The following is a 22,774-nucleotide window of genomic DNA, read 5'->3' as shown; positions in this document are numbered from 1 at the left end:
GTCAGCTGCTGCTCCCCCCGCAGGCGCCGGCCGCGCAAGTGTCGAGCCAGGCGGCGAAGTCCGCGTCGTAACGGGTGCCGATACCGGTGTTGTAGACCGCATAGGCTCCGGCGTAGTCGCCGGTGCGGAACTTGGTGAGCATGGCCTGCACGTCGTCCGGGTGGTTCTCGACCATGTAGCGGACGGCCAGGTAGCCCCATGGGTAGGTGCGGGTCAGGCCGGAGTTGGCGTACGTGCTCTGCCACAGGGTGCTCAGGGCGTAGGTGTGCTTCCCGGCATCGGAGAGCGCCTCGGTGTCGGGCACGCCCCGGTAGCTGTACGAGACGTACTCGGCGAAGCCCTCGATCCACCAGATGTCCGGGACCGTCTGGCCCGCGGAGAAGTCGCCGTACGTGTCGTAGCGGCCGTCGAGGTAGTGGGTGTACTCGTGGTTCAGGTTCCAGATGTCCGCCGGGAAGCCGTCGTCCACGCTCTTCACGTAGGCGACGAAGCGGGCCTGGTTGTCGGGGTCGGCGGGGTTGCCCTCCAGGTATTCGCCGCCGTTGTCCGTGCTGTTGCCGAAGATCCAGCCTGAGTACGTCTGGTAGTCCCTGGGGCTCGCGAAGACGACGATCTGGATGTTGGTGTTGCGGTCGTCGGCGACCGGGCCGCTGTCCTTGACAATGCCGTGGAAGTAGGCGTCCTGTCCCTGCACGCTCTTGCAGGCCTCGGCGAGCGCCGAGTCGGTCAGGGACTGGGCCAGGAAAGTATGCCCGTCATCGCACTTGTGGGCGATGGGGAGTGCGGCCGCGGTGAGCTGGGACGTCAGGTCGCAGGTGTCGTAGTACGAGCACTGGGCCGCGTCGTGCGCGGAGGTCATCTCGGCGGCGCCGACCCACAGCGGAGCGGTCGGGCCGGTGATCGAGGAGGCGCCGAGCAGGCCCTTCACCATCGGCCGCACCTTGTCCTGGAGCCCGGCCGTGTCGAGGAAGCGCGCCGTCTCGGTTCCGGCGTTGGAGGCCATGAAGTACCAGGTCCCGCCCAGCATCGGCATGTGGTTCAGGGTGAACGAGTCCAACGTGTCGATGATGCTCGGGTCGGCGGTGACAGCGCTGATGAATGCGGGGTTGAAGTGGCCGCGGAAGAGCGGGGTGAAGACGTCGTTGACGGCCGTTTCCATGCTCCAGTAGGCGTCGTAGGAGCTGTCGTAGGCGTTCAGCACTCTCTCGTACGTGTCCAGGTAGCGAGCCTGCTCGTTGGCGCTGTCCGTCAGGATGATGACGTCGCCCAGGACGTTGCCGTGTTCCGAACTGACGTCCATGAAGTGGCAGTTGGCGGTGAACGTGTCCAGTCCGCCTTCGGTGGCCGCAGCCAGGGCCGGACCGTAGTCGCCTACGTCGGCCGAGTCGTTGTACTGGACGTAGTAGCCGGCGCGCAGGAACAGCACGAGTTGCCACACGTGGGTGGAGTTGTCGCCGGGATACGTCCGCGACGCGTCCTGGAAGGCGCCGGCGACGGTCACCATCTGCGCCTCGCGGAACACGTTGCGGGCGTCCGTGCCGGTGATGCCGAACAGCGTATTGACGCAGTCGGTGGTCGAGTCCTGGATGTACGCGACCAGTTCGGATCCGGCACGGGTGCCGAAGTCGGCCGGGGTGCACGACGCGGCTGCCGCGTGTTGCGTGGCCTTGGGAGGCCGTACGGCCTCAGCGGTCGAGGAGGTCCGCGGCAACTGCGGGCTGAGCGGCCGGACATGGTCGGCGGCCAGCCGCCCGCTCTGGACGTCTGCTCGATCGGACGCAGCGGTGTTCGCGCCGAGCGGCGACAGCGCGCGCGGCTTGGGCTTGGTCACGGCGGTGGTCGTGGGAGCAGCTGTTGTGGCGGTCTTCGGTCCGGCTGCTGCGAGGGCCGGTGCGGCCGGCAGGCCTGCTATCAGGGCGCTGACCGCCAGGCTGACGGCCAGAAATCCGGACGCGAATCTGGACGGACTTCCGGGATGGAATCCGGGCAGGGCAGGTCGACGACGCATCAATGCTCCTTCATGAGTGGGGGGTGGTTCGAGCACGAGCGGCGAGGCGTGAGGGGAACGTCCCACTCGCAGGGGCCAACGACAACGGACCGAGGGATACGACTGTGGAGGGGCGGGCCATAACATCCGTGCCCTCAGAGGCAGTTGACGGTCGGAGCGGAACGCCGAGCAGGTCTGTGCCTCGTGTTATGCGTGCGGCGGAAAGACGGTATGGGGCGGGGCGGCCCCCTGCTCCCTACGATCCCGGTATGACGACCAAGAAGCCGGTCCACACCGGTTCGCACGACCTTCCGGTCTCCTCAGCGCTCGCCGAGTTCCTCATGGGGAACTGGGAGTCTTCGCCGCGCGCCGATCCGCCCCCGCAGTCGATCGCACCGTGGGCGGCCAAACGGCGCGACCGGCTGTCCGCGCGCTTCCCCGGCGAACGACTCGTCGTTCCCTCAGGCGTCCTCAAGGTGCGCAGCAACGACTGCGACTACCGGTTCCGGCCGCACACCGCGTTCTCGTACCTGACGGGTGGGACCGAGCCGGGCAGCGTCCTGATCCTCGAACCGACCGCCTCTGGTCACGAGGCGGTGCTGCACGTCCGCCCGCGATCTCCGCGCGACACCGGGGAGTTCTACCGCGACCGCCGCTACGGTGAGATCTGGGTCGGCCGCCGCGCCACTCTCGAGGAGGCCTCCGCACTGCTCGGCGTGGCGACCCAGGGCCTCGACGACGTGCCCGCCCGGCTGAGCGGCGCGCGGCCGACCCGCCTGCTGCGCGGCGTCGACCCGGAGATCGACGCGCTCGTCGACAGCACCGGCCGCGAAGAGGCCGACCTCGAATTCGTCTCCTTCCTGTCCGAGATGCGCCTGGTCAAGGACGAGTGGGAGGTCGAGCAGCTGCAGATCGCGGTGGACGCCACGGCGGCCGGATTCACCGATGTCGTGCGCGCGCTGCCCGAGGCCGTCCGCCATCCGCGCGGTGAACGCTGGGTCGAGGGAGTCTTCGGCCTGCGTGCCCGCCTCGAGGGCAACGGCCTCGGCTACGAGACGATCGCCGCCGCCGGAGCACACGCGTGCGTACTGCACTGGATCGCCAACGACGGTCCGGTCCGTCCCGGTGACCTGCTGCTGCTCGACGCCGGCGTCGAGTCGGACACGCTCTACACCGCCGACATCACGCGCACCCTTCCGGTGAGCGGCACCTTCACCGCCGCGCAGCGCGACCTCTACGACCTCGTGCTCGCCGCGCAGGACGCCGGTATCGCGGCGGTCCGGCCGGGCGCGCGCTTTCGTGACTTCCACCTCGCTGCGATGCGGGTCATCGCCGAGGGGCTGCACTCCTGGGGCCTGCTCCCGGTGACGCCTGACGAGGCCCTTGAGCCCGAGAGCGGTCTGTTCCGTCGCTACACGTGGTGCAGCAGCGGCCACATGCTGGGCATGGACGTCCACGACTGCGCCGCCGCCCGTGCCGAGCAGTACCTGGGCGGCGTTCTGGAGGCGGGCCACGTCCTGACCGTCGAACCGGGCCTGTATCTCCAGCCGGACGACCTGACGCTGCCGCCGGAGCTGCGCGGCGTCGGCGTGCGCATCGAGGACGATCTGGTCGTCACGCAGGACGGCGCCCGCCTCATGTCGTCGGCGCTGCCGCGCACCGCGTCGGCGATCGAGACGTGGATGGGCGAGCTCCTGGCCTGACCCTGCGCCCCAGGGCGCGGGCGCCGCCGTAACTGGTCCTAGGACCGCGGAAGACGGAACGTCTGCGCCGCCCACGCCTGGAAGTGCGTCGATCGCGTGATGAGGTCGCGGTAGGACGCGTGCGCGGAGCTGAACAGTGTCTCCGCGATGTCCTCCGGGACCTGATCGCGGCGCCATGCGAGCAGATAGCGGGTCCACATCGGTGTGCCGGTCAGCGGTTTGACGATCACGCTCTGGTTCGGCCGGGTCGTAGCCTGCACGATGGAGACCCCGAGTCCCTCGGCGATCATGTCCTGGAGCTGGAGCCGGTCACCGAGGTACTCATGGACGGCCGCGGGCGTGAACCCGGCTGCCGCGCAGGCCGCGTAGAACACTCCCGGCCAGCCGGCACCGTCGTCGGGGGTCAGGAACCAGGCCTCGTCGGCGAGTTCGGCGAGGGGGACCTCCATGCGGTGCTTGAGCCGGTGACCGGCGGGCAGGGCTACGAACGCGGGTTCGTTGACGATCTCGCGATGCGCCACGGCCGCGGAGTGCCGAAGTTCCATTCCGGGGTAGTCCGCGGCGATCGCGGCATCCAGCTCGCCGTTCTCCAAGTGCTCGACTATCTCCGACGACGGGTAGACGCTGCTCACCGTCAGGGCGAGATCAGGCCTCCGGCTGCGTATACGGCCGACCATGCCGGACAGGATGGGCGAGTTGGTCGCCGCAAGGCGCAGGACCCGGGGTGCTCCGACGCCGTCCCCCGCCGGGCGACGTCTGATGGCATCCGCACGGGCCAGAATGTCGCGCGCCTGAGTCAGGATCTCAAGGCCGTACCGGGTCGGCTCCACTCCCGACGCGGTACGCACGAACAAGTCGTCACCGAAGAGCCGCTCGATCCGCCGCAGTTGGGTGCTCATCGCCGGCTGCGAGTACTTCAGGAGCGCCGCGGCTCGCCCCAGACTCCCGGCGTCGGCGATCGCACACAAGGTTCGTAGATGCCGAAGCTCCAGGTCCATCGTCCGGGCTCCTCGTCTCGACGCTCCTGCCGTCCGCGGTCACCGGCCGACTCTAGCGGTGGTTCATCGCGGGGTCGGCAGACGGGCATCGACATCAGGTCCGCACGTGAAAGTGCCGCAGGCGTGCACGGGCGCCGCCGTCCTCGTCCGGCTTTCGGCCGGCCCCCTCACGAGTGTGCGATCGCCCTGTGGGTGAAAGTGGGCGACGTTCCCGGGTTGGCCCAGGAGGCGGTCAGTTCGCTGGAGGGGAAGAACTGCACGAACCTGGGGTCGGCCTGGGAGCGGTCCACCAGCGTCTTCTCGACGATCAGAGAGTTGTACTGCTCGGCAGTCGTCTCGATGGTGTTGGCGTTGAGGACGACCTCCTGGCCCCAGGTGCGGGCCCAGCGGGCGATGCCCGGCATGCGGGAGTGCTCGGGGGTCAGGCACTCGGTTGCGATGACGTTCTCGCTGCTCGCCCAGATGCCGGTGGAGGTGTTGAGGACGATGGTCTGGTTGCCGAGTACGTGCCCCGGGGTCTCGATCACGGCGACGCCGGGGCCGAGGATCAGGGAACCGTCGGCGGGGAGGAACGCCTCCGGCCGTACGTCTTGGTAGGTCTGCGGCTGGTACCAGGGCTGTTGCAGCGGGTGCAACTGGGACATGGCGAGCAGCTCGTGGCGCTGCACGATGACCTTGGCGTTGGGGAAGGCGGGCTGTACGACGCCGCCGAGGTCGGACTGGGGGCTGGTGGTGCCCACCCAGCGGCGTAGGTCCTGGGTGTGCAGGTGGTCGAAGAGCAGGTAGTCGACGTCCTCCGGCTTGATGCCGAGGCGGGCCAAGTGGCTCAGGACCGTGCCGTGTTCGGTGGTGAGCAGCGACTGCACCGGCTTCGGGGTGCGCCGGATCAGTGCGGCGAAGTACGGCGTGTTCTGGCCCAGTTCGTGATCGCTGGGCTCGAACAGCAGCACCCGTTTCCGTCCGTCGCTCTCCGTCCACCGCACCACCAGCATGCGGTTGGTGATCGACACGAACGGTGCGATCGCCCGACTGGCCCGGAACAGGCCGAACTTGGTCGGGTACGGCAGCGTGATCAGGTCGCAGGTCGTGACGCTGTCCGGGGTACCGGTCGCGGCGAACTCGGCGCGGAAGGCCTTGGCCTGATCGCGGGCCCAGGCGAGTTTTGCGCCGTAGCCGCCAGGTACCTCGGTCAGGCCGTCGAAGGCGGTGACGCGGGTGCCCAGGGTGGGCATGCCGAGGACATCGGAGTCCTGCCAGGCGAGCTTCATCGATCCTCCCGGAGGATGTGAGCGGGGGCTGTGCGGAGCGCCTTTGAGGAGGGCCTTCAGTAGGGGGCCTTCTCGCCCTCGGTCGTCACGCCGAAGGTGTTGAGGAAGGTGCAGACCAACTGGTAGAAGCCGACCGTGAGGACCAGGTCGGAGAGCTGCCCGGCGGTGAGGAAGGAGAGCGCCTCGGCGCGCTCGGCCTCGGTCAGGGTGTGCTGCTCCAGCAGCCGGTCGGTCAGGGCGAGGAGCGCCGCCTGCTCCGCGGACAGCCCCTCGGCCGAACCGGTGCTGGCGGCGGCGATGCCGGCCTCGTCGAGCCCGAGGAGCCGGCCGATGTTCTCGTGGTGGTGGATCTCGTACGGCGCCCGGTAGGCGTGCCCGACCCGGAGGATGGCGAGTTCGCGCGAGGGGTGCGGCAGGGCTCCCTGGAAGATCGCGTCGGCCATCTGCAGGAAGGCGGGAGCCAGGGCAGGCGAGTGGAACACCATGCGGTAGATGTTGACGCCGGACCGCTCGGCGGCGACCTTCTGCAGGTCGGCGGGGAGCGCGGCCAGGTCGGGGTATTCCATGCTCATCGGTTCTCTCCTTCGTACGGCGGTGTCAGCCGACCTGGTTGATGGGGTTGGTGCCGTCCCACCGGGCCGCCATCTCCCGCAGCGCCGCGAAGAGTTCGCCCTTGGCGCCGCCGATGTCGGAGATCTCGATGACCGTGCCGGGGAGCGTCTCGGTGTCGAGGTAGGCGAAGCGGCCGCCCTGGATGGCACCCTCCTGGGCGACGGTGTAGCCGAGGGACAGGGCGCGGTCGTAGAGCTCCTGGTAGTCGTCGGTCCAGTAGGCGACATGCTGCGCACCCTCGTGCCCGGCGTCCAGGAAGTCCTTGTAGAGGGAGGGCTCGTCGTTGAGCGGCTGGATCAACTCGATCTGCACAGCACCCGAGTTGGCGATCGCCGCGGCCATCCGCATGCCGGAGTCGGCGCCCCGGTACGTGAACCAGTCCGTCTGCACCGGGTCCTGGTAGTACCAGGGACCGACGCCCTGGGCGACCCAGAAGTCCATCGCGGCGTGCAGGTCGCGGACGACATACCCGATCTGGGCGACCTGTCCGAAGATGCGGCTCATGAGGTGACTCTTTCCTGTCTCCGCGGGGAAGTGCTGTGTGCGCGTGATGTCATTCCGCCGACGCGGATGCGACGGACAGCGGGCTCAGTGCCGTGAGGCCGCCGTCGACGGCGATCCTGTGATCCCGCAGCCGGCCGAGGCCGGCGGGCGGGGTGAAGGTGTGCGTCATGGCACCGGCATCTCCAGCACGATCTTTCCCGTGGCCGTGTCGGAACGCATGTGGTCCGCCGCCGCCTTGGCGTCGTCGAAGGCGAAGACGCGGTCGACGACGGCTCGGACCCGGCCTTCCTTCACGGCGGGTACGACATCGGTGGCGAGGGCGGCGCAGGCGTCGGCGAGTTCGTCGGGCGTGCGCACGCTGAAGGTCGTACCGAGAACGCGCAGGCGGCGGAACGACAGCTGGTTGAGGTCGATGGTGGACTCGGCCCCGGCCAGTCGCCCGACATTGACCACGGTGCCGCCGACGCGCGTGGCCAGGAAGGTGTCGGCGAAGAGCTGCCCGCCCACGTGGTCGAGGGTGAGGTCCGCCCCGGCGCCGCCGGTGGCGCCGGCCACGGCCTCGGCGAGTTTCTCGGACGCCGTGTTGACGACGACGTCCGCGCCGACGGATTTCAGGGCATCGGCCTTGCTGTCGGAGGTGGTGGTCGCGATGACCTGGGACGCGCCGAGCGCTTTGGCCAGCTGTACGCCGATCAGGCCGACCGACGAGGTGGCGCCGACGACGAGGACGCTCTGCTTCAGGCCGAATCCGCCCTGGGTGAGGGCGTCGTGCTCGGTCGCCAGCGCCACCGGCAGGGCCGCGGACTCGGTCCACGACAGGCACTCCGGCGCCGCGATCACATGTCGGTGGTCGACCAGGGCGTAAGGGGCGAAGGCGCCCAGGGTGACGCCCATGACCCGGTCGCCGACGGCTCGGTGGCGCACGCCGGCGCCGACAGCGTCGACCTCGCCGGCGAATTCGAGGCCGGCGGTGAACAGGTCGCTCGTCTTCGCCCGGGGGTTGTAGGTGCCCTGCAGCATGTAGAGGTCCGCCCTGTTGACGGCGGCGGCCCGAACGCGGACGCGGATCTGTCCCGGTCCCGGTGTCGGTACGCCGACGTCCCGGACGTCCCACTCGGGTCCGGCGCCGCCCATGAGCGCCCGCATGGTGCTGGTCATCAGTGGTTCTCCGTTACGACGTGGAAAAGACGGGGAAGGGGAGTGCGCTCGCCCGGTGATGCGCAGGTAACGAGCCCTCAATACTTACGGTGTATGTACGCCGTTTCCTCAAGCTAGACTTATGGAATAAGTTGTGTCAAGGGCAGGAAGGGCGACTGGATGAAGGTCCGGGGCAGCGGACGGGGCAGGCGGCTCGGTCTGACGCGGGACAAGGTCATCGACGCAGCCCTCGCGGCGATCGACCGGGACGGCCCGGACTCCTTCTCCCTGCGGAAACTCGCGGGTGAACTGGGCGTCGAAGTGATGTCGCTCTACAACCATGTACCGAACAAGGACGCCCTGCTGGACGGTGTCGCGGAGGCGCTGCTGGGTGGGGTGGACCTGTCCGGCGCCGACGCGGGAACCTGGCAGGAGCGTGCTCGAGCGCACGCTGCCGCCTTCCGGGCCGCGGCTCTGCGACGTCCCAAGGCGTTCACTCTGGTTCTCACCCGGCCCACGCAGTCACCGGCGGCCCTGGAAAACGTCCGTTGCGCCCTGGCCGGATTTCCCGAACTCGGTCTCCCACCACAGGAACTCGTTCACGTGGTGCGGAGTTTCGCCGGTTTCATCGTCGGCATGATCATGAGGGAACTGGGCTCGGCCATCACCGAGGGCGCGGTCGAACCGGACCAGGTCCAGCGGCGGGTCGACGAGATGTCCGCCGTGGGTGATCCCCTCCTGTCCGCCGCCGCCCCCTATCTCGCGGTCAGTGATCACCAGGCCGAGTTCGAGCACGGTATCGAACTGCTCATCGCCGGTCTGGCGGTGCGGGTGGGGGTGCCGTACGACGGGGGTCCGGGAGGGACGTGCCCGTGACCCCGCCCGCAGGTGGCGCCGGGGACGTGCGGGCGTCAGGAGGTGGAAGGCGGCAGCACGTGCGGAGAGCCGCCCGGCTCTGCTGCCCCATGTGTGCGGTACCGGGCCGGCGGGCGAGCCCAACGCGTTGTTTCGGCCCCTCGCGACCCGCCCGGTCCTCGTCCTGGTTCCCGATGCGTCGCTCCGCCCTGTCGAGTGCGCCGCCGGCGAGCTTGCGTCCCGCTTCCTCGTGCAGGTCGTCGCGGTCGCCCCTGGATGTGACGCCGTCGATGACCGGACCGCCGTGCTTGCGCTGACGCGGGCGGCGGTTCTGGGTGCTTTCCAGGTCCTGACGTGTCGTGTATTCCTCATGGCGCTTGAAACTTATGAGATAAGTTGATACGTGGCGCAGGTGTGCACCGCTGATCGAAGGGATGGGTGATGGCGCAGAGGATGACCCGCCGTGGGCCACTGACCAGGGAGGAGATTGTGCGTCAGGCCTTGGTGGTGGCTGAGACGGAGGGCATGGAGAAGCTGTCGCTCCACAAGATCGCGGCGGCGGTGGGGGTGCGGACCATGTCGCTGTACAACCATGTCGACGACAAGGCCGACGTGCTGGACGCCATGGCGGACGTGATCCTGAGAGGGATCCGGATCCCCGAGGCCGACGAGACGCCGTGGGAGGACGGGCTGCGAGCGATCGCATACTCCTTCCGTGCCGCCGCCCTGGAGTATCCCCGTTCCGCGTCCCTGGTGCTGACCCGGCGCCTGAACGCGCCCGCAGCCATGCCGGTGGTGGAGTCCGCGCTGCGTTTCCTGAACCGCGCCGGCCTGGAAGGCGCCGACGCCGTGCATGTCCTGCGGGCCTTCATCGCCTTCCTGATCGGGACGCTCTCGCGAGAGGTGGGGTTCGCGCCGACGTACGCGGGCGCCATCCCGGGTGTGATCGCCATGCGCGAGCAGGAACTCGTCGACAGCGGGCTGTCCGCCGTGGCCGCCGCGGCAGCCGAACTGGCCGTGATCGACCACGTAGCGGAGATGGAGTTCGGCCTGGAGCTTCTCCTCGACGCGGTCCGCCGCCGAGCCGCAGCACCTTCGTAACCCTGGTGGGCCCGAGCCGTCCTCACCCGCGGCACGGACCGCCCGGACGTGCCTGGCCCATCGCCCGACCCGCCGGGAGCCGCGTCGTACGGCTTCGGCTCCCGGCGGTGTACGGGCGGCTGGGTTGAACGGGCCGGCGGCTTCTTCCCGGGAGTGGTGTCCATACGGTCCGTCTCCAGCGAGGCGCCGGTGGACGGCCTGCGTTTCGCGCGGCGCCGGATCGCCGCCGAGGCCGGCGAAGTGTGGGTGCTGCCGACAGCGGGGGCACGCTCATCACGCCGGTTCCGCCTCGCTACGCGCTCGTGCGCGCCTTCTCGTACAGGATCGGGTCGTGGGCGCTGATGATCGTGAGTTCGGGATCGGCGCGCCGGTACAGCTCGGCGAGGCGGGCGTGGTTGTCGCGGACCTTCTTCAGGTCGAAGCCGACGGCGGTCTCCATGCCGCGCAGGGAGACGGGGACGGGGGAGCGGCCGTCGAGGGTGCCGTGGTGGTAGAAGGCGTCACCGGCGTGCAGCACCCAGCGCGTACCGGCGTCGACCGCCACCGCGGCGTGGCCGCGCGTGTGGCCGGGGAGAGCGATCAGGACGATGCCGGGAGCGATCGCGTCGAGTTCCTTGGCCGCTGCGAACCCGCGCCACTTCTCGCCGTCGGGACGGTGCTCGACGAGCTTTGGGCCGTGTGCCCACTGCGCCGAGCTGTAGCGGATCCGCTCCCGCCAGGAGGGGGAGTGGACGGCTCCGCGCGCCTCGTCCGCGGTGAGGTGGACCTGGGCGTGAGGGAAGTCGGAGAGGCCGCCGATGTGGTCGGCGTCGAAGTGGGTGAGCACGATGTGGCGGACGTCGTCCCGCCGGAATCCGAACTTCTCGACCTGCCGGGCGGCGGTCTCGTCGGGGTCGAACACCGGCCGGACGAAGTGGCGTGCCGGTCCGACGCGCCGCTTGGGGTCGGCGATGTCGTCGAGGCCGTAGCCGGAGTCGACGAGGACCAGGCCGTTCGCCGTCTCGATCAGCAGGACGTGGCAGACGAGGCGGGCGCCGGGCGGCTGCATGGTGCCGCAGTTGAGGTGGCGGACTTTCATGGTGGGTGTCCTTGGAGGTGTGAGGGCGGGGGCTGCTGCCAGCCCGGCCGCGGTCGTGCGTGGACGCCGACCGACACTTACGGCGTATGTTCACCTTCCCTCAAGATAGACTTACGATATAAGTCCTGTCAATGCGCCCACCGCAGACGGGACGGTTCTCCGCTCGGGGTGCGGACCATGTCGCTGTACCACCTCGTCGACGACAAGACCGATGTGCTCGACGTCATGGCGGACGCGATTCCGCAGGGCATCGAGATCCCCGACGTGCACGCCATGTCCGGGCGGGACGGACTGCGCGGGCTCTTCCGCGCCTTCCGCGTCGCCGCCCTGAAGTGTCCGCACTCCGCGGCCCCGGTTCTGCCCCGGCGTCTGAACGCCCCCGCCGCCGTGCCGTTCTCGAGGCCGCGCCGCGCGTGCTGACCCGGGCAGGCATGGAGGGGGCCGCCGCCGTGCACGTCCTGCGGGCCTTCATCGCCTTCCTGATCGGGACCCTCGCCCGTGCGGTCGGCTCGGCGCCGACCTGTGCCGGCGCCATCCTGGGTGTCGTCGCCGGCCGGGAGCGGGACCTCGTCAAGAGCGGGTTGCCCGCCGTGGCGGCCGACCCGGCGTTCTGTGATCACGAGGCCGAGAGGGAGTTCGGGCCGGAACTCTTCGTCTACGGGGTGCGCCGCCGCGTCGGCCCGGCGGGTTGAGCCATCCAAGCGTCCGGGTCAGGACGGCCAGGGGTCGGCCCGTTGACCCACCACGGGCAGGGCCAGGGCGACTCCCGTGCGCTCGGCCTTGCGGGTCAGGAAGCTCATGGTGGCCGTGAAGTCGTCGAAGAAGGCGGGGAAGGGTCGCAGTGGCCGGTCGAGGGGGCGGGTGAAGTCGTCCCAGTGAACGGGCACGACGCGCCGGGCGCCCGTACTCGCGACCAGCCGGTCCCAGTACTCCTCCCGGAATGCCTCGCCCTGCTTGCCGAGCGCGCCGATCCCCAGGTACACGGTGTCGGCGCGGCGGCCGTCGAGAGCGCCGGGCAGGCTGTGGGCGCTGGCGTGGACGAGGAGTTCGCGTTCGCCGTGGCGGACGTGGAGGCTGTAGCAGTCGCCGGTCCGGTAGTCCGTGGCGCGGGCCGGAGGGCTCAGGGGGCGGTCGATCCGGCCGGGGGCCAGGTCGCCCGGGCTGTGCCGGGCGGGCAGGGCGGTGAGTGTGAAGCGCCCGATCGTGAACGGCTCGCCGGTGACGACCAGTTGGAAACGATCCTCGGGGAAGCCGTGCCCGGCGGCGATGTTGCGGGTCGAGGCGGAGCCGATGAGACGGGCGCCGGTGGCCGCGGCCACCTCGGGGGCGTCCAGGGCGTGGTCGTAGTGCGAGTGGACGACGAACACGGCGTCGAGGCGATCGATACCGGCCCGGCGCAGGGCCGCGGTGATGCGAGCGCGGTCCGGTCGCACCCGGCCGAACCGCACGCGCAACAGTCCGGGACGGCTGAAGAACCCGTCGGTGAGGATCGCGGTGTCACCGTCGCCGATCAGGATCGTGGACACGCCGAGGAATACGCTGTGCGGCATCCCCGGCTGAAGCGGCGCCGGTGGCTCGTACAGGTGTGTCCAGGGGGCGAGGCCGGGTGCCCGAAGTCCTCGCAGCACAGCTGCTACGCCCGGTCTACGCCGTTTGACGTCTATCTCCACGCCTCTCCCTCGCCTTCCTCGCTCAAGCAACCGGCCGGACGATGTAAATGATGTACTGCCGGTGCTCACCGTGGCCGATGATCTGCTTGATCCCTTCCGTGAGCTCCTCGTCGGCAGTGATCGCCGCACCGGTCGACCGTCGGCCGACGTATCCGTCCGGCCGGATGGCCGCGACCCCTTTCGGAACCGAATCCGCAGCGCCGCAGGAAGAGGCCGCCAGGGCCGGTCGGTCCGGGAGGGCCGGAGGAGCAACCCGCCGCCGGGAGCTGCAGCCGGCGGGCGGATACCCCACATCGCGCGGGTGTCGACGTTGCGGTCTTCGCGTGCCGTGGCGGTGGGGAGGGGCTCCGGCCCAAAGCCGATGACTTATGCCGTAAGGTGGTCGCGGCAGAATGCTTATGGCGTAAGTCTGCCCAGGGTCGAGCGAGGTCGGAGCGATCGGTCATGCGCAGGCTGGCCCTCGTCGCGCACCTGCTGATCGAGCAGCCGTTGCAGGCTAATGCGTCGAATTCGAAGCAAATGGACCGAGTGGGTCCTCCGAAGCAGGGGAAGAATCATGAAGATCGTCGTACTTGGTGCCACCGGCAACATCGGCTCACACGTGGTGAAAGAGGGGCTGTCCCAGGGGCACGAGGTCGTGGCCTACGTCCGCAACCCCGACGCGATGCAGCCGCGGTCGGGGCTGACCGTCGTGCGGGGTTCCCTCGACGACCGGGCCGCGATGGCGAAGGCATTCGCCGGCAGCGACGCCGTGATCTCGGCCGTCGGGGTCGCCCTGCGCGCGAAGAAACCCGTCGACCTGATGCAGCGCACCCTGCCGGTCGTCACCGCCGCGGCGCAGGACGCCGGTGTCGAGAGGTTCGTGCTCGTCTCCGCGTTCGGGGTCGGGGCCACGGCGGCGAAGGCGTCGTTTCTCGCGCGGCTGGTCTACCGCACGGTCGTCGCCGCGATCTTCAAGGACAAGGAGCTCTCGGAGAAGGGGCTGCCCGTGAGCGGCCTGAACTGGACGATCGTCCACCCGGTCAACCTCAAGGAGGCCCCCGCCGCCCCCGCCGCCACGGTCAAGCGCCTCGATCGGGTCGCCAAGGTCCCGGGCCTGCCCACCCTCCCGTTCGCGAACGTCGCGCGCGCCCTCGTCGAGATCGTCGGCGACCGCGACCTCGCCGGGCAGCGGGTGCTGGTCACGACCGCGAAGGGGTGGAAGCCGCAGGAACACGCGGCCTGAGAGGGGCGTTCACGGGGTCGTTACGCGCGGCCGGTGGGAATCCCTGCCGATCGAGTGCGGGGAGGGACACCCCGGGACCGTCACGCGAGAGGGGCTTCGACCATGCGGCGGCTGAGGTCGCGTCGTAGCCAGGCGGTTGCGAGGGACGGGGTCCGGGGTGGTTCACGGATGCGCTGTGCCCGAAGCGAACCAGTCGCGAGCTCTGGGTTCGGCTCCGTCCGGGAGGGTGTTGACGATGCGTCTCTTGCCTTGGGCCGGCGGGCCGGTCAGTGACGCGAAGTCCCCTGCGTGATGGAGCTCGTTGCGGGCCATGAGGTCATCGGGACCGTGACTGCCGAGCTGCCGGTACTGCTCCTGACGGCAGGGCCGATCAACGTCCGCCCCGAACACCACGCCGTGGACCACCGGGCACTCCAATCAAGGCGGTCCGCGTACTGACCGGCCGTCTGCTGGCTCCCGCATAGGGCGGGTGCAATGAGCGAGGGCGAGCCGTGGCGCAGACTTTCCCTCCGTGGCCGCACTTCGGTGGTGGCGGCACCGTGCCCCGGTTCAGCAGTGTCCCACCCTGGTGGAGGGACGACTCGTCGGCCAATTTCCGTCCCGCCGGCCGACGGAGGTGCGCTCGGTCCCGCTGTTGCCCTCCTGCCGGACAACAGGGGCAACTACTTCAACCAGGTGTCCCTGGCCCCGGAGTATGGCGGGTGGTCGCGAAAACCGGATCCTAGCGTCCGGCCGGCACGATCGACGGGCTCCTCGTCGTCGCCGAGGCCTGAACCAGGAACACCCTTCCCGCCGGGTGGGTGGGCGGCGGCCCACTCCGGTCGGGGTGCGGCATGGTTTCCCGCAGCTCCAGGAGTCACACTGACAGGGTGGACGCGCTTCGCACAGGTGACCAGGGTCTGTTCGGTCCCGCCTCGGTGACCTGGCAGATGCACGGTGATCCCATGATGTGGGTCGCCGGGATCCGCGCGCTCTACCTCCAGGCCCTGCACCCCCGCGCGGTCCGGGGCGTCCTGCAGAACTCCGACTTCCGGCGCGACGCCTGGGGCCGGCTCATGCGCACCGCGAACTTCGTCGGCACGGCGACGTACGGCACCACCGAGGCCGCCGAGCAGGCCGGTGCCCGGGTCCGGAAGATCCACACCCTGCTCAAGGCCACCGACCCGGACACGGGGGAGCGGTACCGGATCGACGAGCCGGAGCTGCTGCTGTGGGTGCACTGCGCCGAGATCGACTCCTATCTGCACGTCCTGCGCCGCTCGGGGTTCCCGATGACGGACGCGCACGCCGACCGGTACATCGACGAACACCGGGTCGGCGCACGCCTGGTCGGCCTCGACCCCACCGGCGTACCGGCGAATCGGGCGGAGCTGGCCGCCTACTTCGAGAAGGTGCTGCCGGAGCTCGCCGCCGGGCCCGAGGCGCGGGACGTGGACGACTTCCTGTCGCGCCCGCCGGCTCACCCGCTGCTCGTCCCGGCGCGCGCCCTGCTGTGGCGGCGCGTGGCGCATCTGGCGTACGCCGCCCTGCCGCCGTACGCCCACGAACTGTACGGCCGACCCGCACCGGCACCCTCGACGGTGACCCGGCGCCTGCGTGTCACGGGCACCGCGCTGCGCTGCGTTCCCGCACGTCTTCGCTGGCAACTCCCGCCCAAACACATTCTGCGGGCCATGGCGCGGCTCGGCCCCGGCTCCCGACCGGCGCCGTACAAAGTCGGCAGATAACTCGCCATACTGGACGGGCCAGGGGAGGGCGCGGCGAGCAGCGACGGGGGCGATCGCACGAGATGGCGGAGACCAGGCTGATCCAGAGCCGGTACCGACTGCTCGATCTGATCGGGCGGGGAGGTATGGGTGAGGTGTGGCGCGCCCGCGACGAGTCGCTGGGGCGGCAGGTGGCCGTGAAGTGCCTCAAACCGCTCGGCCCGCACCACGATCAGTCGTTCACCCGAGTGCTGCGGGAGAGATTCCGGCGCGAGGCCCGGGTGGCCGCCGCGCTGCAGCACCGCGGGGTGACCGTGGTGCACGACTTCGGCGAGTCGGAGGGTGTGCTGTACCTGGTCATGGAGCTGCTGGAGGGCCGCAACCTCAGCCAGCTCCTGGAGGACAACAAGCAGCATCCCCTCCCCGTCGCCGATGTCGTCGACATCGCCGACCAGGTGTCCGGGGCCCTCGCCTACACCCACCAACAGGGCATCGTGCACCGCGACCTGAAGCCCGCCAACATCATGCGGCTGGCCGACGGCACGGTGAAGATCTGCGACTTCGGCATCGCGCGCCTCGGCCACGACATCGGCTTCACGGCCCGGCTGACCGGCACCGGCATCGCCATGGGCACCCCGCACTACATGTCGCCGGAGCAGATCAGCGGTGCCCAGGTCGACCAGCGCAGTGATCTGTACTCCTTCGGATGTGTGCTCTACGAAATCGCCACCGGGGCACCGCCGTTCGACCTGGACGACGCGTGGGCGATCCTCGTCGGCCACCGTGACACGCCTCCCGAGCCGCCGCGCCACCACCGCGCCGAGCTCCCCGAGTACTTCGAGCGGATCATCCTGGATCTGCTGGCCAAGGAGCCGGAGAGCCGCCCGCAGGACGCGCGCGAGCTCGGCCGGCGGATCGGCACGGGGCGTACGACTCCGGTGTACGTCCCGACGGTCGTGTCCCCCGCGATCGGCCGTCCCGCCGACGAGCGGCGCATGCTGGAGCCGTCGACGAGGGCTCCCGCACCCTCTTCCTCGCGTGAACCCCGGCTGCCCTCCTGGACCCGGGGCATGACCACCGGCCACAAGGCGACCGGAGCCGGACTGAGCGCCACCCCGCCGGACGCGGCGGCGGGCCTGACCGGCGAATGGACGGCGCGCCCGGGCACGTCCGCGCCGGAGGTGCCGGAGCGCGTCGAACGCCCGACTCCCTCACCGGAGTTGCTCACCACCCTGACGGGCCGGCACAACGCCGGACTGAGCCTCGGGAGGCTCGGCCGATGGACCGAGGCGGGCGAGGTGCACCGCGCGGTCGCGGCCGAACGCGAGCACGTCCTCGGCCCCGACCACCCCGACACCCTCGCCAGCCGCTACGAGGTCGGCTTCACCCTCAGCCGCACCGGACGCGCCGCCGAAGCGCTGCGCGAGTACGCGCGGGTCGCCCGGGGCAGGGAGCGGGCGCTCGGCCCCGACCATCCTGACACCCTGGCCGCGCGTCAGGAAATGGCGTACGTACTGGGCCAGTTGGGCCGTCACTTCGAGGCACACCAGACGTACACCGCGGTGCTCGCCGTCCGGGAGCGTGCCATGGGCCCCGACCATCCCGACACCCTGCGCTGCCGCCACAACCTGGCCTTCAACCTGAGCAGGCTGGGCCGCTTGGAGGACTCGTACCGGATGGCGAGCGAGGTCGCCGCCGCGCGGACCCGGGTGCTCGGTGCGAACCACCCCGACACGCTCGTGACACGGTACGAAGTCGCTTACGCCCTCGGTCAGTTGGGCCACTGGCCGGAGGCCTTGCAGACCTACCGGGAAGTGGCCGAGGCACGGGCTCAGGCCCTCGGCCCCGACCACCCGGACACTCTCTCCGCCCGCTACGAGGTCGGCATCAGCCTCGGCCGGCTCGGCCGCAGCGCGCAGGCCCTGGAGCTGTACCGGGACCTGATCGACGACCGCACCCGGGTGCACGGCCCCGCTCACCCCGAGACACTCCGAGCCCGGCACGGCCTCGGCGTCAACCTGGGCCGGATGGGGCGCTGGGAGGAGGCGCTCGCCGAGTCCCGCGACGTGTGGGCCATCCGCGAGCGCGTGCTCGGCCCCGACCACCCGGACACCCTCGTCAGCCGCCGCGAGGTCGCGGTCGGCCTCGGCTGGCTGGGCCGCTGGTCCGACGCCCTCACCGAGTACCGGGGCGTCGCCACCGCCCGCGAACACGTTCTCGGCGTCGACCACCCCGACGCCCTGGCCAGCCGCAACGACGAGGCACACTGCCTGGAGCAACTGGGCCGGGGCCAGGAGGCGGTGGAGCTGTACCGCAGAGTGGCCGCGTTGCGCCAGCAGCGGGCGGCACGGGGAGGCTGAGAGGCGCCCGTGCGGGGGTGTGCTCGCCCTGTCCGAGGGGCGGCACCGGCCATACGGCGGTGCCGTGGCCGACCGTGCCGAAGGCCACGCCGGGGCGGCTGCCCGCGCTCGTGCCCCGTCCGGACGCCCGCCGGGTGCCGCGTACCTCTGGCCGTTCTAGATCATCGCGTGCTACGAAGAACCATGCCTGCACACGAGGGATACGACGTCGTGATCGTCGGCGGGGGCCACAACGGACTCGTCGCCGCCGCCTACCTGGCCCGGGCCGGCCGGTCCGTGCTGGTGCTCGAGCGCCTGGGGAGCACCGGCGGCGCCGCCGTGTCCACCCGGCCGTTCGCCGGAGTCGACGCCCGGCTGTCGCGCTACTCCTACCTGGTCAGTCTGCTGCCCCGGAAGATCGTGCGGGATCTGAGCCTCGACTTCCGCGTGCGTGGCCGCACGGTGTCCTCGTACACGCCCGTCGAACGCGGCGGACGGCCCACCGGCCTGCTCGTCGGCGGTGGCGAGCGTCGCACCCGCGAGGCCTTCGCGCGGCTGACCGGCTCGGACCGCGAGTACGAGGCCTGGCAGCGCTTCTACGGCATGACCGGCCAGGTCGCCCAGCAGGTCTTCCCGACACTCACCGAACCGCTTCCCACCCGCGAGGAACTCCGCGCCCGCATCGACGACGAGGAGGCCTGGCGGGTCCTCTTCGAGGAGCCGGTCGGTGTCGCCGTGGAGGAGAACTTCGCCGACGACCTCGTACGCGGTGTCGTTCTCACCGACGCGCTCATCGGGACCTTCGCGGACGCCCACGACCCGTCCCTGCGCCAGAACCGCTGCTTCCTGTACCACGTGATCGGCGGCGGCACCGGCGCCTGGGACGTGCCGGTCGGCGGCATGGGCGCCCTCACCGACGCGATCGCCGCGGCGGCGCGCGGGGCGGGCGCCGTGATCGCCACCGGGCATGAGGTGATGCGCATCGAGACCGACGGGCGGGCCGCCGAGGTCGCCTACCGGACCACGGACGGCGAGGGCGTCGTGACGGCCCGGCACGTCCTGGTGAACGCCTCGCCGCAGGAGCTCGCGCACCTCACCGGCGACGAACCGCCCACCCCCGCCGAGGGCGCCCAGCTGAAGGTCAACATGCTGCTCAAGCGGCTGCCGAGGTTGCGCGACACCTCGGTCGACGTGCGTGAGGCGTTCTCCGGAACCTTCCACATCGCCGAGGGCTACGAGCAGTTGGCGACCGCCCACGCGCAGGCCGCGTCCGGCGAGCTGCCCACCGCGCCGCCCTCCGAGATCTACTGCCACTCCCTCACCGACCCGAGCATCCTCGGCCAGGACCTGGTCGAGCAGGGCTATCAGACCCTCACCCTCTTCGGCCTCCACACACCCGCCCGGCTGTTCGAGCGGGACAACGACGCCGTACGGGCGGAGCTGCTGAAGTCGACGCTGGCGCAGCTGGAGGCGCACCTCGCGGAGCCGCTCGCCGACTGCCTGGCCACCGACGCGGACGGCCGCCCCTGCATCGAGGCGAAGACCCCGCTCGACCTGGAGCGCGACCTGCGGCTGCCCGGTGGCAACATCTTCCACCGCGATCTCGCCTTCCCGTACGCCCAGGAGGGCACGGGCCGCTGGGGCGTCGAGACCCGGCACGCGAACGTCCTGCTGTGCGGGGCGGGCGCGGTGCGCGGCGGCGGCGTGAGCGGGGTGCCCGGGCACAACGCGGCCATGGCCGTACTGGAGGGGGCGAACGACTAGCTCCGCCGGTCGGTCGTGTGCCGCCCGCGCGGCGCGAATCCTGGAACCCCGTCGAGGGACTGGCCAGAAATCTGACGGAGCATCAGAAAAGGCCTTCCCTCGTCCGGAGGACTGCGGCATTCTGCGGCCATGCAGACGGAGCTGAGCAAGAAACTGGGAGTCGAGCACGCCATTTTCGGCTTCACGCCGTTTCCCGCCGTCGCCGCGGCCATCAGTCGCGCGGGCGGATTCGGTGTGCTCGGCGCGGTCCGCTACACCGCACCCGACGACCTCAAACGCGACCTCGACTGGATCGAGGCGAACGTCGACGGCAAACCGTACGGCCTGGACGTCGTCATGCCCGCGAAGAAGGTCGAGGGGGTGACGGAGGCCGACGTCGAGGCGATGATCCCGGAGGGGCACCGGCAGTACGTCAAGGACACCCTCGCCAAGTACGGCGTGCCCGAACTCGCCGAGGGCGAGACGTCCGGCTGGCGCATCACCGGCTGGATGGAACAGGTCGCCCGCACCCAGCTCGACGTCGCCTTCGACTATCCGATCAAACTGCTCGCCAACGCGCTGGGCTCACCACCCGCCGACGTCGTCGAACGCGCCCACGAGCGCGGGGTCCTCGTCGCGGCCCTCGCGGGCAGCGCCCGGCACGCGCGCAAACACGCCGAGGCGGGCATCGACGTCGTCGTCGCGCAGGGCTACGAGGCGGGCGGCCACACCGGCGAGATCGCCTCGATGGTGCTCACCCCCGAAGTCGTCGACGCCGTCGACCCGCTGCCCGTACTGGCGGCGGGCGGCATCGGCAGCGGACAGCAGGTGGCCGCCGCCTTCAGCCTCGGTGCCCAGGGGGTGTGGCTCGGCTCCCTGTGGCTGACCGTCACGGAAGCGGACATGCACGCGCCCGCCGTGACCCGCAAGCTGCTCGCCGCCGGGTCCGCAGACACCGTCCGCTCGCGCGCGCTGACCGGCAAGCCCGCGCGCCAGTTGCGCACCGAGTGGACCGACGCCTGGGACGACCCGAACGGCCCCGGCACACTCCCCATGCCGCTTCAGGGGCTGCTGGTGGCCGAGGCGGTCTCCCGGATCCAGAAGTACGAGGTGGAACCGCTGCTCGGGACGCCGGTCGGGCAGATCGTCGGCCGGATGAACAGCGAGCGCACTGTCCAGGCCGTCTTCGACGACCTGACGAGCGGCTTCGAGCGGGCCGTCGAGCGCGTCAACCGGATCGCGGGAAGGGGCGAACCGTCATGAGCACCTCACCCAACGGCTTCTGGGCCCAGGCCACCGCCGACCCCGGACGGACGGTCCTCGTCACCCCGGACGGGGACGAGTGGACCGCGGGCCGGCTGCATGCCGCGGCCAATCGACTCGTCCACGGTCTGCGCGCCGCGGGACTCGAACGGGGCGACGCCTTCGCGGTCGTCCTGCCCAACGGCGTCGAGTTCTTCGTCGCCTACCTCGCCGCCTCCCAGGCGGGCCTCTACCTGGTGCCGGTCAACCACCACCTCGTCGGCCCCGAGATCGCCTGGATCGTCTCCGACTCGGGCGCCAAGGTGCTGATCGCCCACGAACGGTTCGCCGACGCCGCCCGCCACGCCGCCGACGAGGCGAAGCTTCCCGCCGCGCAGCGGTACGCGGTGGGCACGGTGGCGGGCTTCCGGCCGTACGCCGAACTCCTCGACGCACAGCCCGACTCGGCGCCCGCCGACCGCACCCTCGGCTGGGTCATGAACTACACCTCGGGCACCACGGGCCGCCCCCGCGGCATCCGGCGCCCGCTGCCCGGCAAGCTCCCCGAGGAGTCCTACCTCGGCGGCTTCCTCGGCATCTTCGGCATCAGGCCGTACGACGACAACGTGCACCTGGTCTGCTCGCCGCTCTACCACACCGCCGTACTCCAGTTCGCAGGCGCCTCCCTGCACATCGGGCACCGCCTGGTGCTGATGGACAAGTGGACGCCCGAGGAGATGCTCCGCGTCATCGACGCCCACGCCTGCACCCACACCCATATGGTCCCGACCCAGTTCCACCGGCTGCTGGCCCTCCCCGACGAGGTGAAGGCGCGCTACGACGTCACCTCGATGCGGCACGCCATCCACGGCGCCGCCCCGTGCCCCGACCATGTGAAACGGGCCATGATCGAGTGGTGGGGCCACAGCGTCGAGGAGTACTACGCGGCCAGTGAGGGCGGCGGCGCCTTCGCCACCACCGAGGACTGGCTGAAGAAGCCCGGCACGGTCGGCAAGGCCTGGCCCATCAGCGAACTCGCCGTCTTCGACGACGACGGCAACCGGCTGCCGCCCGGTGAACTCGGCACCGTCTACATGAAGATGAGCACCGGCGGATTCTCGTACCACAAGGACGAGAGCAAGACGAAGAAGAACCGCATCGGCGACTTCTTCACCGTCGGTGACCTGGGATGTCTCGACGAGGACGGCTATCTCTTCCTCCGTGACCGCAAGATCGACATGATCATCTCGGGTGGGGTCAACATCTACCCGGCCGAGATCGAGGCCGCGCTGCTCTCCCACCCCGCCGTCGCCGACGCGGCCGCCTTCGGCATCCCGCACGACGACTGGGGCGAGGAGGTCAAGGCCGTCGTCGAGCCCGCTCCGGGCCACGAGCCCGGCCCGGACCTCGCCGCCGACGTCCTGCGCCACTGCGAGCGCCTGCTCGCCGGGTACAAGCGCCCCAAGAGCGTCGACTTCATCGAGTCGATGCCGCGCGACCCGAACGGGAAGCTGTACAAGCGGCGCCTGCGGGATCCCTACTGGGAGGGCCGTACGCGAGCGGTGTGACAGCGGAGCGGGCTGTGACCGAGGTGGCCCCCGCCCGT

General features: G+C 70.5%; 19 protein-coding genes. 11 read left to right on the top strand and 8 right to left on the bottom strand.

Going from position 1 to position 22,774, the window contains the following annotated elements; genetic code table 11:
* Nucleotide 1: 1 nt before the first annotated feature.
* Nucleotides 2-2,008 carry a collagenase gene (locus ACZ69M_RS05425; protein WP_470046834.1) on the bottom strand — a complete coding sequence of 669 codons (2,007 nt, stop codon included), beginning with the start codon at nt 2,006-2,008 and terminating at the stop codon, nt 2-4.
* 248 nt (nt 2,009-2,256) lie between these two features.
* Here ACZ69M_RS05425 and ACZ69M_RS05420 point away from each other — a divergent pair, with 248 nt between their 5' ends.
* On the top strand, nt 2,257-3,690 hold the full coding sequence (locus tag ACZ69M_RS05420; protein WP_470046832.1) for an aminopeptidase P family protein: 1,434 nt from the start codon (nt 2,257-2,259) through the stop codon (nt 3,688-3,690).
* 38 nt (nt 3,691-3,728) lie between these two features.
* Here the strand turns inward: ACZ69M_RS05420 and ACZ69M_RS05415 are convergent, their stop codons facing one another.
* The 5 genes from ACZ69M_RS05415 to ACZ69M_RS05395 all read right to left on the bottom strand — a co-directional run bounded on the left by ACZ69M_RS05415 (nt 3,729) and on the right by ACZ69M_RS05395 (nt 8,230).
* Nucleotides 3,729-4,688 carry a LysR family transcriptional regulator gene (locus tag ACZ69M_RS05415; RefSeq protein ID WP_470046830.1) on the bottom strand — a complete coding sequence of 320 codons (960 nt, stop codon included), beginning with the start codon at nt 4,686-4,688 and terminating at the stop codon, nt 3,729-3,731.
* 167 nt (nt 4,689-4,855) lie between these two features.
* A complete protein-coding gene (locus tag ACZ69M_RS05410; RefSeq protein ID WP_470046828.1) occupies nt 4,856-5,956 on the bottom strand; it encodes an MBL fold metallo-hydrolase in 1,101 nt (366 codons plus the stop codon).
* Nucleotides 5,957-6,012: 56 nt separating this feature from the next.
* Nucleotides 6,013-6,528: a carboxymuconolactone decarboxylase family protein gene (locus ACZ69M_RS05405; protein ID WP_470046826.1), complete on the bottom strand. Its 516-nt coding sequence runs from the start codon at nt 6,526-6,528 to the stop codon at nt 6,013-6,015.
* A 25-nt stretch (nt 6,529-6,553) separates the two neighbouring features.
* The gene (locus ACZ69M_RS05400; RefSeq protein WP_470046824.1) at nt 6,554-7,072 is read right to left on the bottom strand and encodes a VOC family protein; all 519 of its coding nucleotides are present in this window, start codon (nt 7,070-7,072) and stop codon (nt 6,554-6,556) included.
* Between the two features lie 165 nt (nt 7,073-7,237).
* Nucleotides 7,238-8,230 (bottom strand): quinone oxidoreductase family protein, encoded by a 993-nt coding sequence (locus ACZ69M_RS05395; protein ID WP_470046822.1) that lies wholly within the window; start codon nt 8,228-8,230, stop codon nt 7,238-7,240.
* A gap of 159 nt (nt 8,231-8,389) precedes the next feature.
* Here ACZ69M_RS05395 and ACZ69M_RS05390 point away from each other — a divergent pair, with 159 nt between their 5' ends.
* Both ACZ69M_RS05390 and ACZ69M_RS05385 read left to right on the top strand, forming a co-directional pair.
* A complete protein-coding gene (locus ACZ69M_RS05390; RefSeq protein ID WP_470046821.1) occupies nt 8,390-9,085 on the top strand; it encodes a TetR/AcrR family transcriptional regulator C-terminal domain-containing protein in 696 nt (231 codons plus the stop codon).
* Between the two features lie 468 nt (nt 9,086-9,553).
* Nucleotides 9,554-10,165, top strand: a complete 612-nt coding sequence (locus ACZ69M_RS05385; RefSeq protein ID WP_470046820.1) for a TetR/AcrR family transcriptional regulator C-terminal domain-containing protein — start codon at nt 9,554-9,556, stop codon at nt 10,163-10,165.
* Nucleotides 10,166-10,457: 292 nt separating this feature from the next.
* On the opposite strand, the gene ACZ69M_RS05380 is transcribed toward ACZ69M_RS05385, so the two are convergent.
* A complete protein-coding gene (locus ACZ69M_RS05380) occupies nt 10,458-11,243 on the bottom strand; it encodes an MBL fold metallo-hydrolase (RefSeq protein ID WP_470046818.1) in 786 nt (261 codons plus the stop codon).
* A gap of 177 nt (nt 11,244-11,420) precedes the next feature.
* Between ACZ69M_RS05380 and ACZ69M_RS05375 the strand changes: the two genes are divergently transcribed.
* Together ACZ69M_RS05375 and ACZ69M_RS05370 are read left to right on the top strand one after the other, a co-directional pair.
* Nucleotides 11,421-11,663, top strand: coding sequence for a hypothetical protein (locus tag ACZ69M_RS05375; protein WP_470046817.1), 243 nt, complete (start codon nt 11,421-11,423; stop codon nt 11,661-11,663).
* Nucleotides 11,657-11,935: a hypothetical protein gene (locus tag ACZ69M_RS05370; protein ID WP_470046815.1), complete on the top strand. Its 279-nt coding sequence runs from the start codon at nt 11,657-11,659 to the stop codon at nt 11,933-11,935. Before ACZ69M_RS05375 ends, ACZ69M_RS05370 begins: the two co-directional genes overlap by 7 nt.
* Nucleotides 11,936-11,953: 18 nt before the next feature.
* On the opposite strand, the gene ACZ69M_RS05365 is transcribed toward ACZ69M_RS05370, so the two are convergent.
* Nucleotides 11,954-12,769: an MBL fold metallo-hydrolase gene (locus tag ACZ69M_RS05365; RefSeq protein ID WP_470046813.1), complete on the bottom strand. Its 816-nt coding sequence runs from the start codon at nt 12,767-12,769 to the stop codon at nt 11,954-11,956.
* A 700-nt stretch (nt 12,770-13,469) separates the two neighbouring features.
* Between ACZ69M_RS05365 and ACZ69M_RS05360 the strand changes: the two genes are divergently transcribed.
* The 6 genes from ACZ69M_RS05360 (at nt 13,470) to ACZ69M_RS05335 (ending at nt 22,736) form a co-directional block, all read left to right on the top strand.
* Nucleotides 13,470-14,138, top strand: a complete 669-nt coding sequence (locus tag ACZ69M_RS05360; protein ID WP_470046811.1) for an NAD(P)-dependent oxidoreductase — start codon at nt 13,470-13,472, stop codon at nt 14,136-14,138.
* 833 nt (nt 14,139-14,971) lie between these two features.
* On the top strand, nt 14,972-15,865 hold the full coding sequence (locus ACZ69M_RS05355; protein WP_470046809.1) for an oxygenase MpaB family protein: 894 nt from the start codon (nt 14,972-14,974) through the stop codon (nt 15,863-15,865).
* Between the two features lie 62 nt (nt 15,866-15,927).
* Nucleotides 15,928-18,204 carry a serine/threonine-protein kinase gene (locus ACZ69M_RS05350; protein WP_470046807.1) on the top strand — a complete coding sequence of 759 codons (2,277 nt, stop codon included), beginning with the start codon at nt 15,928-15,930 and terminating at the stop codon, nt 18,202-18,204.
* A gap of 183 nt (nt 18,205-18,387) precedes the next feature.
* Nucleotides 18,388-19,947 carry a phytoene desaturase family protein gene (locus ACZ69M_RS05345; RefSeq protein WP_470046805.1) on the top strand — a complete coding sequence of 520 codons (1,560 nt, stop codon included), beginning with the start codon at nt 18,388-18,390 and terminating at the stop codon, nt 19,945-19,947.
* Nucleotides 19,948-20,076: 129 nt separating this feature from the next.
* The gene (locus ACZ69M_RS05340) at nt 20,077-21,189 is read left to right on the top strand and encodes an NAD(P)H-dependent flavin oxidoreductase (protein ID WP_470046803.1); all 1,113 of its coding nucleotides are present in this window, start codon (nt 20,077-20,079) and stop codon (nt 21,187-21,189) included.
* Entirely contained in the window at nt 21,186-22,736 is a 1,551-nt protein-coding gene (locus ACZ69M_RS05335; protein ID WP_470046801.1) for an acyl-CoA synthetase, read from the top strand. The genes ACZ69M_RS05340 and ACZ69M_RS05335 overlap by 4 nt, the downstream gene beginning before the upstream one ends.
* Nucleotides 22,737-22,774: the final 38 nt, after the last annotated feature.

This window comes from Streptomyces sp. NPDC107454, from assembly GCF_055582885.1.
The sequence above is the reverse complement of the archived record's forward strand: the minus strand, read 5'-3'. Positions and strand labels throughout refer to the sequence as shown.